This is a genomic window from Azospirillum sp. A1-3 (assembly GCF_023806445.1).
Taxonomy (GTDB): domain Bacteria; phylum Pseudomonadota; class Alphaproteobacteria; order Azospirillales; family Azospirillaceae; genus Azospirillum.
In genome coordinates this window covers 2,080,256-2,095,887 of the sequence record NZ_JAMSLU010000001.1, presented here as the reverse complement: position 1 = coordinate 2,095,887, position 15,632 = coordinate 2,080,256, and the positions used below count along the sequence as shown (strand labels likewise).

Sequence of the window (15,632 nt, the reverse complement as noted above, 5' to 3'; positions counted from 1 at the left end):
ACCCTCTCCCACCGCAGGTGGGGGAGGGTCGGGGAGGGGGCAATCGAAGCCGACCACTCCGCGGCACCGACCCCCCTCAGCCCTCCGGCAGCACCAGTGGGGCGGCGGGGGAGATGGCGAAGGCGGTGGGGGAGGGGTGGCGTTCGGCGATCCGCTTGCGCGCGTCCTCCGCACTCTCGGCGGCGACGGCGTAGGTGCGGACGCCTGTCCAAGGGGCGGTGGCGTCCAGCGCCTCCACCGCGACATACCACAGCGGACCGCTGGAGCGGGCGACGCGGTCGACACAGTGGAACTCCATCGGCGCAAGGGCGGCATCGTCGGTCACGGCGGACTGCAGGGACAGGATCTCGCCCTCGACTTCCGCCACCTCGCGACGCAGGCCGGCCAGCGTTTCCTCCGCCTCCACCCGGCGGACGGCGGCGAGCTTGGCGTAGTTGGCGTAGACCTCCAGTCGTTCCTTCAGCGCGGTCAGCTTCTCCGACTGGCGGCGGGCGCGGATGCCGAGGATCCGTTCGCCCAGCATGCCGACGCCAAGACTGGTGACCGCCCCCAGCAGCCAGACGATGGTCATGGCGCGACAGCCCCGGCCGCAGCCTCTTCGGCGGCGCCCTCGCTGGAAACGGTCACGCCCACCCCGTCATGGAAGATGTTTCGGGTCAGCATCTGGGCGGCGGCGAAATCGCCGGCCCAGACCTGCGCCTCGTTCTCGAAGCGCCAGATGGCGGGGTGGACCACCGCCTTGGCATCGGGACGGGCGGTGAAGCCGGGCGCCATCGCCAGCCGGAAGACGAAGCGGTTGCGTCCCGGCTCATGCCGGCCGATCTCGTGGATGAAGCGGCGCGCGGTGGCGGCGCGCTTGCCGCCGCGGCGGTTGAGGATCAGCTTTTCGGTCGACAGCTCGACCAGCTTCGCCTTTATCGCCCCGATCTCGGCCTGCATGGCCTCAAGCTCGTTGGCCTGGCCTTCCAATGCATCGCGTTCGGCGGCAAGGGTGGCGCCGCAGCGGCGGATCTGGTGGTCGGCCCGCAGGATCAAAGCACGGCGGATGCCCAGGAACAGCAGGGTGGCGCCGATGCAGAACAGCGCCAGCAGCATCTCCGACGTCATAGGCGCCCGCTCCGCAATCCTTCCGGCAAGTTGGGAAAGTTGTAGCGCAATCCGCGCGGGCACGCATCACAAGCAAGTGCTTCGCGGCCATGAAAAACGGCGCCCCGAAGGGCGCCGTCATTCCGTACACCAACGAAGGTGAGGATCACTTCCGCGCGGCGATGGCGCTCTCGGCGGCCTTCACCAGATCGGGGCCGATCTGCTTGGTCCACTTGTCGAAGACCGGCTGGGTGGCGGTCTGGAAGGCCTTCTGCTCCTCCGGCGTCAGGCGCACCACCTCGACGCCCTGGGAGGTGATCTCCTTCAGCAAGCTGTCGTCCTCGGCGGTGATGCCCTTGCGGGAGATCGCGACTTCTTCGGCGGCGGCCTGGACGGCGGCGGCGCGCACCGCATCCTGGTCTTCCTTCGACCAACTGGCCCAGACTTCCTTGTTGACGACGAAGATCAGCGGGTCGGCGACATAGCCCCACAGGGTCAGGTTCTTCTGCCCCAGCGTGGCGAGCTTGGCGGCGACGAAGATGGACAGCGGGTTCTCCTGCCCGTCGACGGCGCCGGTGGACAGCGCCGGTTGCGCGTCGGCCCAGCTCATCTGCGTCGGGTTGGCGCCCAGCGCGGTGAAGGTGTCGAGATAGAGCGGCGAGCCGACGACGCGGATCTTCATCCCCTTCAGGTCGGCCGGCTTGCGGATCGGATGCTTGGAGTTGGAGATCTCGCGGAAGCCGTTCTCGCCCCAGGCCAGCGGCACCACGTCCTTGGTGGCGAGCAGGTCGAACAACTTCTTACCCACCTCGCCCTGGGTCAAGGCGTCGAGCGCCTTGTGGTCGGGCATCAGGAAGGGCAGGGAGAAGAGGTTCAGCTCCTTCACCTGCGGCGACCAGTTGATGGTGGAGCCGACCGCCATGTCGATGGTGCCCTGGCGGAGTGCGGTGAATTCCTTGGTCTGGTCACCGTTCACCAGCGAAGTGCCGGGATACATCTTGATGTTGATGCGGCCGCCGGTCTTCTCCTTGACCAGCTCGGCCCAGCGGTCGCCGCCGACGCCCCAGGGGAAGGGCTTGCCCAGAACGGTGGAAAGCTTGTACTCCGCCTTGTAGTCGGCAGCGTTCGCCGCACCGGCAACCAAGGCCGGAACCGTCAGCGCGGCCAGCGCGATGCCGGCGAGCAGAGCCTTCAGCGATTTCATGCTTGTTTCCTCCCAAGCGCCCTATACGAAAGATACGGACCGGGATCGTACAGATGCACGCAGGACTGTTCCACGAGCAATTTGACACGACCGTCCGCGGTCCGAACAATGCGGCCATGCGGCTTGGCTTGGCTCTCGGCGCTTGCGTCTGGCTGACCCTGCCGGTCGGGGCAGGTGCCCAGGGGTTGCCGAACCCGGCGATGCCGATGGGGCCGAATCCCAGCGAATGCGAGATCCAGGCGGCTCTGCTCGGCACCACCGGCCCCAATTGCCCGCCGGTGGCGATGCAGCGTCCCGCAGCCCCACCGCCGGCCACTCCCCCGGCCGAGCGGCCGACGCCGGTGACGGTGCCGCCTCTGCCGGGGCCGGCGGTAATGCCGACGCCGGAGCTGCGCGCTGCCTTCCGGGTGGAGTTCGATTTCAACTCCGCCGTCATCCGGCCGGAATCGCGGGCGATCCTCGACAAGGTGGCAACGGTGATGGCGACGGCCGGCAACACCCGCTTCCGTATCGTCGGCCATACCGACGCCGTCGGTGGCGACGCGGCGAACCTTGCCCTGTCCAAGAAGCGGGCGGCGGCGGTGGTCGAGTATCTGGTGTCCAAGCACCACATCCGCCGTGACCGGCTGGAGGCGTCGGGCATGGGCGCGCGGGAGCTGCTGCTGCCCGACCAGCCGAAGGCGGCAGCCAACCGGCGGGTGGAGATCATCAATCTGGGCAAATGAATTTTTTCGCGCCTGGAGGAACCTTCGGCGGCGTCAGGTGTTGCGCAGGGGCGCCGACGGGCCGTGGCCCCGCCCATGCCTTGGGTCGCCGACCCTCCACCCTCCAACCGGGAGAGCCGATGCCCGACCACACCCCCATTCCCATCGACAGCCGCCGCATCGCCGACGACGAGGTCGGCAAGCCGGCGGTTTTCGGCGCCATCCTGTCCGGCCAGCCGCTGGAGATTCACCGCAACATCTTCGAAGGCGACTATAGCCGCTTCCGGTCGGGGGTGTGGCAGTGCACGCCGGGCCTTGTCGCCATGAAGGACTGGCCGTACCACGAGTTCTGCGTCCTGCTGTCCGGCCGGGTCATCATCACGCCGGAGGGTGGGTCCCCGCGCGAATACAAGGCTGGTGACGCGCTGGTGCTGCCGATGGGCTTCACCGGCACCTGGGAGATCCTGGAGACGGTGCGCAAATACTATGCGGTGCAGGCGCGCCAGCCGCTGATGCGCCGGGTGAAGGAGCGGGTGAAGGGGTGGCTGCGCCCCGGCGCCAAGGGCGGTCGGACCACCGATGCGCAGGCCGGGGCCGCGTTCTGACGCCTCGCCATCCGCCGGACACCCGTGTTAGGGTCCGCCCCCGTGCAAGACCTTGATACCGGTGCGTTCCATGACCCAGGCTCCCCGTACCCTCACCGAGATCGCTGAAGCGCTGGGCGCCGCAGTCGAAGGCGACGGCTCCCTCACCATCCGCCGCGCCGTCCATCCGTCGGAAGCGGAGGGGCCGGAGGATCTGGCGCTGGCGATGGACAAGGACCTGATGGCCCTGCTGCCCGGCAGCAAGGCGGTCGCCGCCGTGGTCGCCGAAGGGGTCGAGGTGCCGGACGGCATCAAGGGCCGCATCGTGGTGAAGCGTCCGCGCTACGCCATGGCCGGGATGCTCGACATCTTCGAAAAGCCGGTCCATGCCGAACCGGGCGTCTCGCCGCAGGCCTATGTGGCGCCCGACGCCGTGGTGGCGCCCGATGCCTCCATCGCCCCCTTCGCCTATGTCGGTCCGCGCGCCCGCATCGGTGCCGGGGTCATCATCCTGCCGCACGTCACCGTCGGCGCCGACGCGGTGATCGGCGAGGGCTGCCTGCTGCATCCCGGCGCCCGCATCGGCGAGCGGGTGGAGATGGGCGCCCGCTGCATCATCCATCCCAACGCCGCCGTCGGCAATGACGGCTTCAGCTTCGTCACGCCGGAGCCGGGCAGCGTCGAATCGGCCAAGACCACCGGCCGCGTCGTCGGCACCAACGTGCTGATCCGCCGGGTGAACTCCATCGGCACGGTGGTGCTGGGCGACGATGTCGAGATCGGCGCCGGCGCCACCATCGACCGCGGCACGGTGACGGCCACCCGCATCGGCAACGGCACCAAGATCGACAACCTCGTCCAGATCGGCCACAACGTCCAGGTCGGCACCAACTGCATGCTGTGCGGCCATGTCGGCATCGCCGGCAGCACGGTGATCGGCGACCGCGTGGTGCTGGCCGGCAAGGTCGGCGTCGCCGACCATGTGAAGATCGGCAGCGACGCGGTGGTGGCGGCCAATTCCGGCGTCGGTATGGACATCCCGCCGAAGTCGGTGTGGATGGGCTATCCCGCCGTGCCGCGCGCCCGCGCCTTTGAACAATATAAGGGCCTCGCCCGCCTGAAACGCCTGTACGCCGACGTCTCCGACCTGAAGAAGCGCCTGACCGCCATCGACGGTGGCCCGGTGAAGGTCGAGGCGGAGCCGGCGGAGCAGCAGGAATAGGCCAAGCGCGGGTTCAGATTTCCCCCTCCCTAACCCTCCCCCGCTTTGAGGGAGAGGGGACTGCCGCCGCTCTGCGAGTGACTCCCTCTCCCGCGTTAGCGGGGGAGGGTCGGGGAGGGGGCCATAGCACTTCACCTCAAACGAACTTACGTCCCATGACCTCCGGCCAGAACCCCACCCGTGAGTCCATCCTTGGCGGCCCGGCCGTCATCCTGGTGCAGCCGCAGCTCGGCGAGAACATCGGCGCCTGCGCGCGCGCGATGCTGAATTGCGGGCTGACCGACCTGCGCCTTGTCAAGCCGCGCGACGGCTGGCCGAATCCAAAGGCCAGTGCCGCCGCGTCCGGCGCCGACCTCGTCATCGACAACGCGAAGATCTTCGAGACGACGGCCGAGGCGGTCGCCGATCTGGAGTCGGTCTTCGCCACCACGGTGCGCACCCGCGACATGATCCAGCGTTTCGTCACCCCGCGCGTCGCAGCGGGCGAGATGCGGGAACGCTATGCCGCCGGGCAGAAGGTCGGCGTGATGTTCGGGCCGGAGCGCACCGGGCTTTTCAACGACGACCTGACCTTCGCCCAGACACTGGTCACGGTGCCGCTGAACCCGGCCTTCTCCTCGCTCAATCTGGCGCAGGCGGTGCTGCTGATCGGCTACGAGTGGTTCCAGGCGGGCGACCGCACGCCAGACCGCTTCCTGCACACCGGGCAGACCCGCCCGGCGACGATGGCGGAGCGGGTGAACTTCTTCGAACGGCTGGAGGCGGCGCTGGACCGCACCGGCTTCTTCACCAGCGAGGAGAAGCGCCCCTCGATGGTCCGCACGCTCCGCAACGCCTTCGAGCGGATGGAGATGACCGAGCAGGAGGTGCGCACCTTCCACGGCGTCGTCGCCGCCCTGGTCCAGGGCAGTCGGCGGAAAGACGAGAGCTGAGGGACGGGTGCCGCTGAGCGGTCAGCGCCCAACAGTCAGCGCTTGGGGCCCGCCGCCGGCTCCTTCTCCGTTTCCTTGTCCGCCGCGGCGTAGGCGACGCGCCAGACCGTGCCGGAGGCGTCCTCGGCGATCAGCAGGGCGCCGTCGGCGGTCACCGCCAAACCGCTCGGCCGGCCCCAGACCTTCGGTGTCTCGTCGCCCTCGGCGGCGCTTCCGGTGGCGGTGCCGGCGGGGCTGGTCACGCGGAAGCCGGTGACGAAGGTCTCATAGGTGCCGGTCGGCTTGCTCTTGTCGAAGGGCGCGGTGTCGAAGGGCACAAAGGCGACGGCATAGCCGGTGGGGCGAGACCGGTTCCAGGACCCGTGCAGCGAGACGAAGGCGCCCATGCGGTAGCGCTCCGGGAAATGGGTGGCGTCGCCGAAGACCAGCCCGATCGGCGCCGAATGCGCCTGGAACAGCAGCCCCGGCACCAGCGCCGCCTTCACCAGATCGGGCCGCCGTTCGGCGAGGTCCGGCTGCGGGTTGTCGCCGATGTAGGAATAGGGCCAGCCATAGAAGCCGCCCGGCTTCACCATCGTCAGGAAATCGGGCACCAGCTGGTCGCCCAGCCCGTCGCGCTCGTTCACCACGGCATAGAGGTCGCCGGTGCCGGGCTTGAAGGCGAGGCCGACCGGGTTGCGCAGGCCGGCGGCGTAGGTGCGCTGGCCGCTGCCGTCCATGCGGAATTCCTGGATGGTGGCGCGCGGTTCAGCCTCCACCCCGATGTTCGATTCCGATCCGATGCCGACATAGAAATGCCGTCCGTCGGGGGCCACCGCGATGGAGCGCGTGTTGTGGCCGCCGCGCCGGCCGATGGCGCCCTCGGCCGTCAGCCGCCGCCGTTCCCCCGCCTGGACGGTCCCGGCGGTCCAGGGCAGGCGCCACACCCCCGCCAGATCGCCGACCAGCACCGCACCGTCATGAAAGGCGAGGCCGAAGGGATGGTCGAAGCCGTCGGCCCAGACCTGGGCCATCTCCGCCCGGCCGTCGCCGTCGGCATCGCGCAGCAGCGTCAGGCTGCCCGGCCGCTGCTGCGCCACCAGGACGTCGCCGTTGGGCAGTACCAGCAGGTTGCGGGCATTCTCCACATGGTCGCGGAACAGGGTGACGGTGAAGCCGCGCGGGGCGCGCAGCGGCTGGTCCTCGGGACGCGGCACCTGCACCGCTTGGTTGGCGACGGCGGGGGTGGCGTAGGGCTTCGGCAGCGTTTCGATCCGCACATGCACCTCGGCGCCGACCGTCTGCATCGGGTCGGAGCGCACCGGGCCGGTCATCGCCGCCTGGGCCAGGGCGGTCGCCGGCAGCATGGACTGGGCGAGGGCGGAACCGGCGGCCAGCGCGAGCAGGCCGGCCAGAAGAGGCTTGAGCGACGGGGCAAGGCGGTCGGCCATCGGACGGGCGCTTTCACGGCGAAACGGAGGATCGGACGACAGATGAGACAAATATCGGACGTAACTATGGGGACGATGCCGCAGACCGCACGCAAAGGCAGGCGGTGCAAGGGGGGCTGTACCGGAGGGGTCCCCCGCAAGCGCCGGGTGTCGCCAACGCCATCGTTGCACCCATCAAGTTGCTTGCGGTCGCAGCCGGCGCAAGACCATACTCCGACCGATCTAGGCGGAAGGGCCGGTGGGCGGCGATGATTCGGCAATGATGGACAGACACGGGATCGACGCTGCGGTTCTCACGCTATCGCCGACGCGGACCCGCCTGCTGCTGGCCGCAGCCTTCGCCCTGATCGCGCTGATGGGCGCCGGCTTCTGGGGCTATGTCGTCTGGGCCGACCGGGAAGAGACCCTGCGCCACAGCCGGGAGCAGGCCCAGTCCACCGCCCGCCTGCTGCAGGAGCATGTGCGGCGAACGGTCGCAACCGCCGACCTCGCCATCGGCCGCACGCAGGATCTGATCCATCACCACGGCATGGCCGGCCTGGACACCAACCGCGAGGCCTGGATCACCATCCGCGACATGGTGGAGAACCTGCCGGAGATCGCGGCGCTGTGGGTGCATGGCCCGACCGGCGACAATATCCTGTCCAGCCGCCAGTTCCCGGCACCGGTCGGCAACGTGTCCGACCGCGCCTATTTCCAGGCCCACCGCGATGGCGCCGATTTCTACGTCGGCGAGCGGATCACCGGCCGGCTGACAGGCGCCCAGTCCTTCACCGTCAGCCGGTCCATCCTGCAGGATGGCCGATTCCTGGGCGTCATCCACGCCAACATCGAGATCGACTACTACCGGATGCTGTTCGAGGGGCTGGATCTCGGCCCCGGCTCGGCGATCGCGCTCTACCGTACCGACGGCAAGCCGGTTCTGCGTTTCCCCTCCACCGAACCGCTGGACGGGCCGGAAGGGCCGACGGTGCTGCGCCATGCGGCGGAGGCCGCGACCGAGGTCTTCGAGGTGGACGGGCCGGCGGGCCGGCGCATCCTGTCCTACCAGCGGGTGCCGACCCTGCCGCTGGTCGTCTTCGTCGCCTTATCGAAGGGGACGGAGCTTGCTCCCTGGCGGGAGCGGACGGTCCGCGGCAGCATCCTGGTCGGGCTGGCGGTGCTGGCCTGCGCCGGGCTGGCCTATGCCGCGTTGCGCAGCCTGGAACGTGAGGTCGCCGGCCGCCGGGAACTGGCCGATACCAACGCCGAACTGGACGCCAAGAAGCGCGAGTTGGAGACCGCCAACGAGGCCTTTGCCAGCGCCAACCGCCGGCTGAACCTGATCCTGCATTCGGCGTCCGACAGCATCTGCGGCGTCGACCGCGGCGGGATGATCACCTTCGCCAATCCCGCCACCTCCGCGCTGACCGGCTATGCCAACGAGGAACTGCTGGGCGGCAATCTGCACTCGCTGATCCATTCGCGCCGCGCCGACGGCAGCCATTTCCCGGCGCTGGAATGCCCGGTGACCGAGGTGCTGCTGAGCGGGGAGAGCCGCCGCGGGCTGGAGGACACCTATTGGACCAAGGCCGGCACGCCGTTCCTGGTCGAATACACCGCCTCGCCCATGCTGGCCGACGGCAAGGTGGAGGGCGCCGTGGTGGTCTTCCACGAGATCGCCGAGCGCAAGCGGGCGGAGGCGGCGATGCAGCGCGCCCGTCTGGCGGCGGAGGCGGCGAGCCGCGCCAAGAGCGAGTTCCTGGCCAACATGAGCCACGAGATCCGCACGCCGATGAACGCGATCCTCGGGCTCATCCACCTGCTGCAGCAGACGGAGCTGACCGCCCGGCAGGCGGATTATGTGCAGAAGGTGCGGGTGTCGGCGCAATCGCTGCTGGGCATCCTGAACGACATCCTCGACTTCTCCAAGGTGGAGGCCGGCAAGCTGGAGCTGGAGCGGGTCGATTTCCGCCTGGACGACCTCTTGCAGACGCTGGCGGTGATCGTCGGGTCGGCCGCGCAGGAGAAGGACATCGACGTCCTGTTCTCCGTGGCGCCGGACGTGCCGCTGGATTTGATCGGCGATCCGCTGCGCCTCCAGCAAATCCTGATCAACCTGGCCGGCAACGCCATCAAGTTCACCGAGGCCGGCGAGGTGGTGGTGTCGGTCCGTGTGCGGTCGCTGAGCGACGCGCGCGCCGTGCTGGACTTCGCCGTGCGCGACACCGGCATCGGCATCGCGCCGGAGCAGCGCGAGCGGCTGTTCCAGGCCTTCAGCCAGGGCGACGGCTCCACCACGCGGCGCTTCGGCGGCACCGGTCTGGGGCTGGCGATCTGCGCGCGGTTGGTCCGGCTGATGAACGGCGCCATGGATGTGGAGAGCGAACCCGGCAAGGGCAGCGTCTTCCGCTTCCAGGCGGAATTCGGCCTCCAGCGCGGCGCGGCGGGACGGACCGCCCTGCCGCTGCGGCCGGTGCCGCGCGACCTGACGGTGCTGGTGGTCGACGACAACCCCACCGCGCGCGAAGTGCTGGGCGAGATCGCCACCGCCTTCGGCTGGACCGTCAGCGCCTGCTGCGACGGGCAGTCCGCCATCGCCGAGCTGGAGCGCGCCGCCGCCGCCGGCCATGCCTATGACGTGGTGTTGATGGACTGGAAGATGCCGGGGATGGACGGCATCGAGGCGGCGCGCCGCATCCGCGCCGACGCCGAGTCCGGCACGCCGATGATCATCGTCATCAGCGGCTATGGCCGCGAGCGGCTGGGCAGCCGGTTCGAGGAGGCCGGTATCTCCGGTTTCCTGGTGAAGCCGGTCACCGCCTCCACCCTGCTCGACGCCGTCACGGTCGCCTATGCTCAAAGTGGCCAGCCCGAGGGTGGTCTCCGCCTGCCGGTCCCGGTCCCGGCGCCTGCCGGGGAGCAGGGTGCCGGATCGCCGGGCGGCGGCCTGTGGGGGCCGGTCTGGGATGCCAGCCGGGCGCTGCATGGCCGCCGCCTGCTGCTGGCCGACGACAACGCCATCAGCCGGCAGGTGGCACGGGAGATCCTCGAACGCGCCGGGGCGAGCGTCACCACGGTCGGCACCGGACGGCAGGCGGTGGAGTGCGTGCGGAGCGCGGCGCAGCCCTTCGACGCCGTGCTGCTGGACGTGCAGATGCCGGACATGGACGGCTTCGCGGCCACGGCGGCGATCCGTGCGCTGCCGGGCGGACGGCAACTGCCGATCATCGCCATGACCGCGAGCGCCCTGCCGGCCGATCGGCAGCGCTGCCTCGACAATGGAATGGACGCCCATGTGCCGAAGCCGCTCGACCTGCCGCAGCTCTTCGCCACGCTGGCCCGCTGGATCGGCCCGCCGCTGGTGGCGGTCCGGCCCTCCACGCCCTGCGGTGCCGGGCCGATCCCGCCCCGGGGGGAAGCCATGCTGACGGCCGCCGGCGCTTCCGCATCGGGCATCGCCGCCGCGTCGCCCGCGCCGGCCGGCCGCCGGACCGGACAAGGGGCCGGCCAAGGGACCAATCTGCCCGATGAGCTGCCGGGCCTCGACCTTGCCGACGCGCTCAACCGGCTGGATGGCGACGCCGGCCTGTTCCGCCGCTTCATCGGCCAGTTCGCCGGGAGCTATGGCGATGTCGTCGAGCGGATCGCCGGGGCGCTTGAGAGCGGCGACCTGTCGGCGGCGAAATCCATCGCCCATGAATTGAAGAGCGTCGCCGGCAACGTCGGTGCCCGCCGCCTGTCGGAGTCCGCCGATGCGGTGCAGATCGCGGCCCAGCGCGGGGACGCCGCGGCGGTGGCGGCCGAGGTGCCGGTGTTGCGCGCCGAACTGGCGCTGGTGCTGGACAGCGCACGCCGCCTCGCGGCGGAAGGCGTCGGCGGAGAGGCGGCGGACGGAGGGACGGGAGAACCGGCCACGCCCGCCCGGTCGGCCGAAAGCCGGCGGCTGCTGGCCGAGCAGCTCCCGCAATTCGCAACATTGTTGCAGGACAGCAACTTCGCAGCGGCGGAAGAGTTCGCTATGCTGGCGCCGTTGCTGACGGACTGGGTCGAGCCTTCGACGATGAAGGGGCTGTCCGCCGCCATCGACGCTCTGGACTTCACCAAGGCGCTTGGGATTGTGCAGCGGATCGCACGCGACCTCGGCCTTTCGTTACCGACGGTCTGAACGCGCCCATGGCCGATCCCCGCCCTAAAATCCTGGTGGTTGACGACATCCCGTCCAACGTCCACGTGCTCAGCCGCATCCTGAAGGACGATTACGACATCTATTTCGCCACCGACGGCGAAAAGGCGCTGGATCTTGTCCAGGCGCGGATGCCCGACCTCGTCCTGCTGGACATCATGATGCCGGGGATGGACGGGTTCGAGGTGTGCCGCCGCATCAAGGACGATCCCACCACCTACGACATCCCCGTCATCTTCATTTCCGCCAAGAGCGAGGTGGAGGACGAGACGCGCGGGCTGGAGGTTGGCGCCATCGATTTCATCACCAAGCCGATCAGCCCGCCCATCGTGAAGGCGCGGGTGCGCAACCACCTGCTGCTGAAACGGCAGACCGACCTGCTGCGCAGCCTGTCCTTCCTCGACGGGTTGACCGGCATCGCCAACCGCCGCCGCTTCGACGAGGCGATGGCGCGCGAATGGCGGCGCTGCGCCCGGTCGCATCTGCCACTGTCGCTCATCATCCTCGATGTCGACCATTTCAAGGCCTACAACGACCAGTACGGTCATCAGGCCGGCGACGAGTGCCTGCGCATCGTGGCCGAGGTGCTGGCGGAGCGGGCAAGGCGGCCGAGCGACCTCGTCGCCCGCTATGGCGGGGAGGAGTTCGTCTGCCTGCTGCCGGAGACGGACGGCCCCGGCGCCACCCGCGTGGCCGAGGGGTTCCGGGCCGGCGTCGCCGAACGCCGCATCCCGCATGCGCAGTCGCCGGTCGCCCCCTTCGTCACCATCAGCCTGGGCGTCGCCACCGTGATCCCGTCCGCCGATAGCAGCCCTGAAAAGCTGGCGGAGATGGCCGACCAGCTGCTCTACCGCGCCAAGCGCACCGGCCGGAACCGCGTGCAGGACGCCACGGTGCCGGCGCTGTGACCGCCCCGCCTCCTCCATCGCCTTTCCATGATGTCCGCGGTCGCGGCTTCGCCCGCCGTATGCCGCTGACGGACGCCTGGGACTGGATCGATGCCCGCGTCGCCCCACCGCCTGCGAGGCTTCTGCCCCTGGCGGGGTGTGCCGGCCTGCGGCTGGCCGATGCGGTCGCGGCGGTGGGCGACTGGCCGCCGGCCGACCGGGCGGCGGTGGACGGCTATGCCGTGGCGGCGGCCGACACGCTGGGGGCCGGCTCCTACAACCCGGTGCCGCTGACGGCGGCGGTGGCGGTGAGCGCCGGCGACCCGCTGCCGCCGGGCTGCGACGCGGTGATCCCGTTCGAGGCGGCGCAGGCCGTCGGCCCCTTCATCGAGGCGATCGACGCGGTGGCGCCCGGCAGCGGGGTGGAGCGGCGCGGCGCCTGGACCGTCGCCGGAAGCCCGCTGCTGCCGGCCGGGCGGCGCCTCCGCCCAGCCGATCTCGGCCTGCTCGCCGCCGCTGGGCACAGCGCCGCGCCGGTCCTGCCGGCGCCGTCAGTGCAGATCCTGCTGGCCGGCGGACCCAAGGCGGGCGCGCCGGAGCAACTCGGCGCGATGCTGGCGGCGCTGGTCGGGCGCGACGGCGGTGTGGTCGCGGCGGTCGAGGAACTGCCCGGCGACCTCGACGCCCTGGCCCAGGCATTCATACGGCCGGGCGCCGACCTGATCCTGTCGGCCGGACGCACCGGCACCGGTCCCGATGATTTGGCGCCGCCCGCCCTGGCGCAGGCCGGCAGTCTCAACCTGCACGGCATCGCCATGCGGCCGGGCGGCAGCGCCGGGCTCGGGCTTGCCGGCGGCATTCCGGTCCTGCTGCTGCCGGGCGAGCCGATGGCGGCGCTGGCGGCCTACGAGTTGCTGGCCGGGCGCGCGGTGCGGCTTGCCGCCGGCTTGCCGGCCGCACTGCCCCATGCGACGGTCGAGGCGGTGACCGCGCGCAAGCTGGTGTCGGAGATCGGCTGCCTCGACCTGCACCGGGTGCGGCTGGACGATGGTGGCAGGGTGGAGCCGGTGGCCTCGCCCGGCTGGCCGGGACTGGCCGCGGCGGCGCGTGCCGACGGCTTCGTCCTGATCGGGGCGGAAAGCGAAGGCGTGCCGGACGGCGCTCCAGTCATTATGTATCGTTTCGCCTGATCTTCTTCTGCAAGGGTTTGCCGCGTGCACAGTTCCGACCGCAGCCGCGAGGACATCCGCCGTTTCGTCGCCCAGGCCGCCCGCCAGGACCAGTTCCTGGAGGTGGTCAGCGGGGAGGAGGCGCGCGCCCGTTTCCACCGCCATCTCGACCTGTCGCCGCGCGGGGAGGAGCGGGTGCCGCTGTCCGCAGCGCTCGGCCGCGTGCTGTCCGCCGACGTGGTGGCGGAGGTGGACGTGCCCGGCTTCGACCGCTCGGTGGTCGATGGCTTCGCCGTGCGGGCCGCCGATACAGTGGGGGCGGCAGAGGACCGGCCGGTTGCCCTGCGCCTGAACGACGAGGTGCTGGCGGCCGGCCATGCCCCCGAACTGACGGTGGAGCCCGGCACCGCCACGGTGATCGCCACCGGCGGCATGCTGCCGCGCGGCGCCGACGCCGTGGTGATGGTGGAGACGACCGAGGCGGTCGAACGCGCGGACGGCCTGTTCGTCACCCTGACCCGCCCGGCGACGCCCGGAGCCTTCGTCGCCGCCGCCGGTTCCGACATCGGTCGGGGCGAGGTGGTGCTGCGCAAGGGCCAAGCCCTGACCTCGCGCGAGATCGGTGTGCTGGCCGCCATCGGGCTGGCCGAGGTGCCGGTGGTGCGCCGGCCGCGCGTCGCCATCCTGTCGACCGGCGACGAGATCGTGGCGCCGGGCCAGCCGATCCGCACCGGGGCGGTCTATGACAGCAACGGCGCCATCCTGGCCGCCGCGGTTTCCGAACTGGGCGGCGAACCGGTGCCGCTCGGCATCGCCCCGGACGAGGACGCGGCGCTGGAACGGCTGGTCGCCAAAGGGCTGGAGTGCGACGCGCTGCTGCTGTCGGGCGGCACGTCGAAGGGGGCGGGCGACCGCTCCCACCGCATCGTCGCGCAGTTGTCCGACCCCGGCATCGTCGCCCATGGCGTGGCGCTGAAGCCGGGCAAGCCGCTGTGCCTCGCGGTGACCGGCGGCAAGCCGGTGGTGATCCTGCCGGGCTTCCCGACCTCGGCCATGTTCACCTTCCACAGCTTCGTCGCCCCGGTGATCCGCGCCATGGCCGGCCTGCCGCCGGCGCTTGCCGAAGAGGTGCCGGCCACCCTGCCGGTGCGTCTGGGGTCGGAACGCGGGCGCACGGAATTTGTCATGGTCTCGCTGGTCCATGGCGCCGGCGAGGACGAGCTGGCGGCCTATCCGCTGTCCAAGGGATCGGGCGCGGTCACCGCCTTCAGCCATGCCGACGGCTTCCTGGCCATCGACGCCCAGGCGGAGGCGGTGGAGGCCGGCACGCCGGTGTCGGTCCAGCTGCTCGGCCGCTCGCTGGCTCCCGCCGACCTGATCGTGGTGGGCAGCCAGTGCATCGGGCTGAACGCCGTGCTCGGCCGGCTGATCGGCGAGGGGATGACGGTCAAGGCGCTGAATGTCGGCTCGATGGGCGGGCTTGCGGCGGCGCGGCGCGGGGAGTGCGACATCGCCCCGGTCCATCTGATGGACCCGGCCACCGGCACCTACAACACGCCCTTCCTGGCGCCGGGGCTGGAGTTGGTGACCGGCTATCGCCGCATGCAGGGCATCGTCTTCCGCCGCGGCGACCCGCGGTTCGAGGGCAGGACGGCGGCGGAGGCGGTGGCGGCGGTCGCCGGTCTGGCCGACTGCATCCTGATCAACCGCAATGCCGGCAGCGGCACCCGCATCTTGACCGACCGGCTGCTGGGGCCGGCGCGGCCGACCGGCTATTGGACGCAGGCCAAGTCGCACAATGCGGTGGCCGTCGCGGTGGCGCAGAACCGCGCCGACTGGGGCGTCGCCATCGAAACCGCGGCGAAGCTCTATGGGCTGGGCTTCCTGCCGCTGCAGGAGGAGCATTACGATTTCGTCATCCCCGCCGCCCGCCGCGACCGCCCGGCCGTCCGCCGCTTCGTCGAGGCGCTGGAGACGCCGGAGGTGGCGGAGGCCCTGCGGTCGATGGGGTTCAGCAGATAGAGTCTGACCAAATCCTCCGGCACATCCGAACAAAATGCCGTACGCCGGGTTTTTTCGTGATCCGGCGGCCGGGCGGTTGCGTATCGAGGGTCACGATGCGACATACAGCCCGGCGAGACGGCTGGTGGCGTGCAGGGCAGAGTGCAGGATTGACGCAGAGTCCTTGAAAATGGGGGCGCTGCCGCGAATTCCGGGAATGGATGCCATCCCCGGCTTGTGCGGCGGTC

Annotated in this window: 12 protein-coding genes; 8 read left to right on the top strand and 4 right to left on the bottom strand. The window is 70.5% G+C overall.

The window, feature by feature from the left end:
• Window positions 1-76: 76 nt before the first annotated feature.
• The 3 genes from M5E06_RS09995 to M5E06_RS09985 form a co-directional block, all read right to left on the bottom strand.
• Window positions 77-571, bottom strand: coding sequence for a hypothetical protein (locus M5E06_RS09995; RefSeq protein ID WP_252138035.1), 495 nt, complete (start codon window positions 569-571; stop codon window positions 77-79).
• Complete coding sequence (locus tag M5E06_RS09990; RefSeq protein WP_252138034.1) at window positions 568-1,107, bottom strand: hypothetical protein; 540 nt, start codon at window positions 1,105-1,107, stop codon at window positions 568-570. Before M5E06_RS09990 ends, M5E06_RS09995 begins: the two co-directional genes overlap by 4 nt.
• Window positions 1,108-1,252: 145 nt before the next feature.
• Window positions 1,253-2,290, bottom strand: coding sequence for a DctP family TRAP transporter solute-binding subunit (locus M5E06_RS09985; RefSeq protein WP_252138033.1), 1,038 nt, complete (start codon window positions 2,288-2,290; stop codon window positions 1,253-1,255).
• A gap of 53 nt (window positions 2,291-2,343) precedes the next feature.
• Between M5E06_RS09985 and M5E06_RS09980 the strand changes: the two genes are divergently transcribed.
• From M5E06_RS09980 to M5E06_RS09965, 4 genes are all read left to right on the top strand, one after another.
• Window positions 2,344-3,015: an OmpA family protein gene (locus M5E06_RS09980; protein WP_252138032.1), complete on the top strand. Its 672-nt coding sequence runs from the start codon at window positions 2,344-2,346 to the stop codon at window positions 3,013-3,015.
• 119 nt (window positions 3,016-3,134) lie between these two features.
• On the top strand, window positions 3,135-3,599 hold the full coding sequence (locus M5E06_RS09975; protein WP_252138031.1) for a cupin domain-containing protein: 465 nt from the start codon (window positions 3,135-3,137) through the stop codon (window positions 3,597-3,599).
• A gap of 70 nt (window positions 3,600-3,669) precedes the next feature.
• On the top strand, window positions 3,670-4,800 hold the full coding sequence (lpxD, locus tag M5E06_RS09970) for a UDP-3-O-(3-hydroxymyristoyl)glucosamine N-acyltransferase (protein ID WP_252138030.1): 1,131 nt from the start codon (window positions 3,670-3,672) through the stop codon (window positions 4,798-4,800).
• Between the two features lie 155 nt (window positions 4,801-4,955).
• On the top strand, window positions 4,956-5,732 hold the full coding sequence (locus M5E06_RS09965; RefSeq protein ID WP_109154452.1) for an RNA methyltransferase: 777 nt from the start codon (window positions 4,956-4,958) through the stop codon (window positions 5,730-5,732).
• Between the two features lie 35 nt (window positions 5,733-5,767).
• On the opposite strand, the gene M5E06_RS09960 is transcribed toward M5E06_RS09965, so the two are convergent.
• Complete coding sequence (locus tag M5E06_RS09960) at window positions 5,768-7,162, bottom strand: PQQ-dependent sugar dehydrogenase (protein WP_252138029.1); 1,395 nt, start codon at window positions 7,160-7,162, stop codon at window positions 5,768-5,770.
• Window positions 7,163-7,421: 259 nt separating this feature from the next.
• On the opposite strand from M5E06_RS09960, the gene M5E06_RS09955 reads away from it, so the two are divergent.
• From M5E06_RS09955 to M5E06_RS09940, 4 genes are read left to right on the top strand one after another with little or no spacing between them, the layout of a single operon-like run.
• The gene (locus M5E06_RS09955; protein ID WP_252138028.1) at window positions 7,422-11,309 is read left to right on the top strand and encodes a response regulator; all 3,888 of its coding nucleotides are present in this window, start codon (window positions 7,422-7,424) and stop codon (window positions 11,307-11,309) included.
• 8 nt (window positions 11,310-11,317) lie between these two features.
• Window positions 11,318-12,235 (top strand): diguanylate cyclase domain-containing protein, encoded by a 918-nt coding sequence (locus M5E06_RS09950; RefSeq protein ID WP_252138027.1) that lies wholly within the window; start codon window positions 11,318-11,320, stop codon window positions 12,233-12,235.
• A 59-nt stretch (window positions 12,236-12,294) separates the two neighbouring features.
• On the top strand, window positions 12,295-13,404 hold the full coding sequence (locus M5E06_RS09945) for a molybdopterin-binding protein (RefSeq protein ID WP_252138026.1): 1,110 nt from the start codon (window positions 12,295-12,297) through the stop codon (window positions 13,402-13,404).
• Window positions 13,405-13,428: 24 nt separating this feature from the next.
• Entirely contained in the window at window positions 13,429-15,405 is a 1,977-nt protein-coding gene (locus M5E06_RS09940) for a molybdopterin biosynthesis protein (RefSeq protein WP_252138025.1), read from the top strand.
• Window positions 15,406-15,632 lie beyond the last annotated feature (227 nt).

Excerpts from the sequence above, each read along its gene's own strand:
- M5E06_RS09950 (WP_252138027.1), top strand. The coding sequence starts at position 11,318 with ATGGCCGATCCCCGCCCTAAAATCCTGGTGGTTGACGACATCCCGTCC.
- M5E06_RS09955 (WP_252138028.1), top strand. The coding sequence starts at position 7,422 with ATGATGGACAGACACGGGATCGACGCTGCGGTTCTCACGCTATCGCCG.
- M5E06_RS09965 (WP_109154452.1), top strand. The coding sequence starts at position 4,956 with ATGACCTCCGGCCAGAACCCCACCCGTGAGTCCATCCTTGGCGGCCCG.
- M5E06_RS09960 (WP_252138029.1), bottom strand. The coding sequence starts at position 7,162 with ATGGCCGACCGCCTTGCCCCGTCGCTCAAGCCTCTTCTGGCCGGCCTG.
- M5E06_RS09975 (WP_252138031.1), top strand. The coding sequence starts at position 3,135 with ATGCCCGACCACACCCCCATTCCCATCGACAGCCGCCGCATCGCCGAC.
- M5E06_RS09985 (WP_252138033.1), bottom strand. The coding sequence starts at position 2,290 with ATGAAATCGCTGAAGGCTCTGCTCGCCGGCATCGCGCTGGCCGCGCTG.
- M5E06_RS09995 (WP_252138035.1), bottom strand. The coding sequence starts at position 571 with ATGACCATCGTCTGGCTGCTGGGGGCGGTCACCAGTCTTGGCGTCGGC.
- M5E06_RS09990 (WP_252138034.1), bottom strand. The coding sequence starts at position 1,107 with ATGACGTCGGAGATGCTGCTGGCGCTGTTCTGCATCGGCGCCACCCTG.
- lpxD (WP_252138030.1), top strand. The coding sequence starts at position 3,670 with ATGACCCAGGCTCCCCGTACCCTCACCGAGATCGCTGAAGCGCTGGGC.
- M5E06_RS09980 (WP_252138032.1), top strand. The coding sequence starts at position 2,344 with ATGCACGCAGGACTGTTCCACGAGCAATTTGACACGACCGTCCGCGGT.
- M5E06_RS09945 (WP_252138026.1), top strand. The coding sequence starts at position 12,295 with ATGCCGCTGACGGACGCCTGGGACTGGATCGATGCCCGCGTCGCCCCA.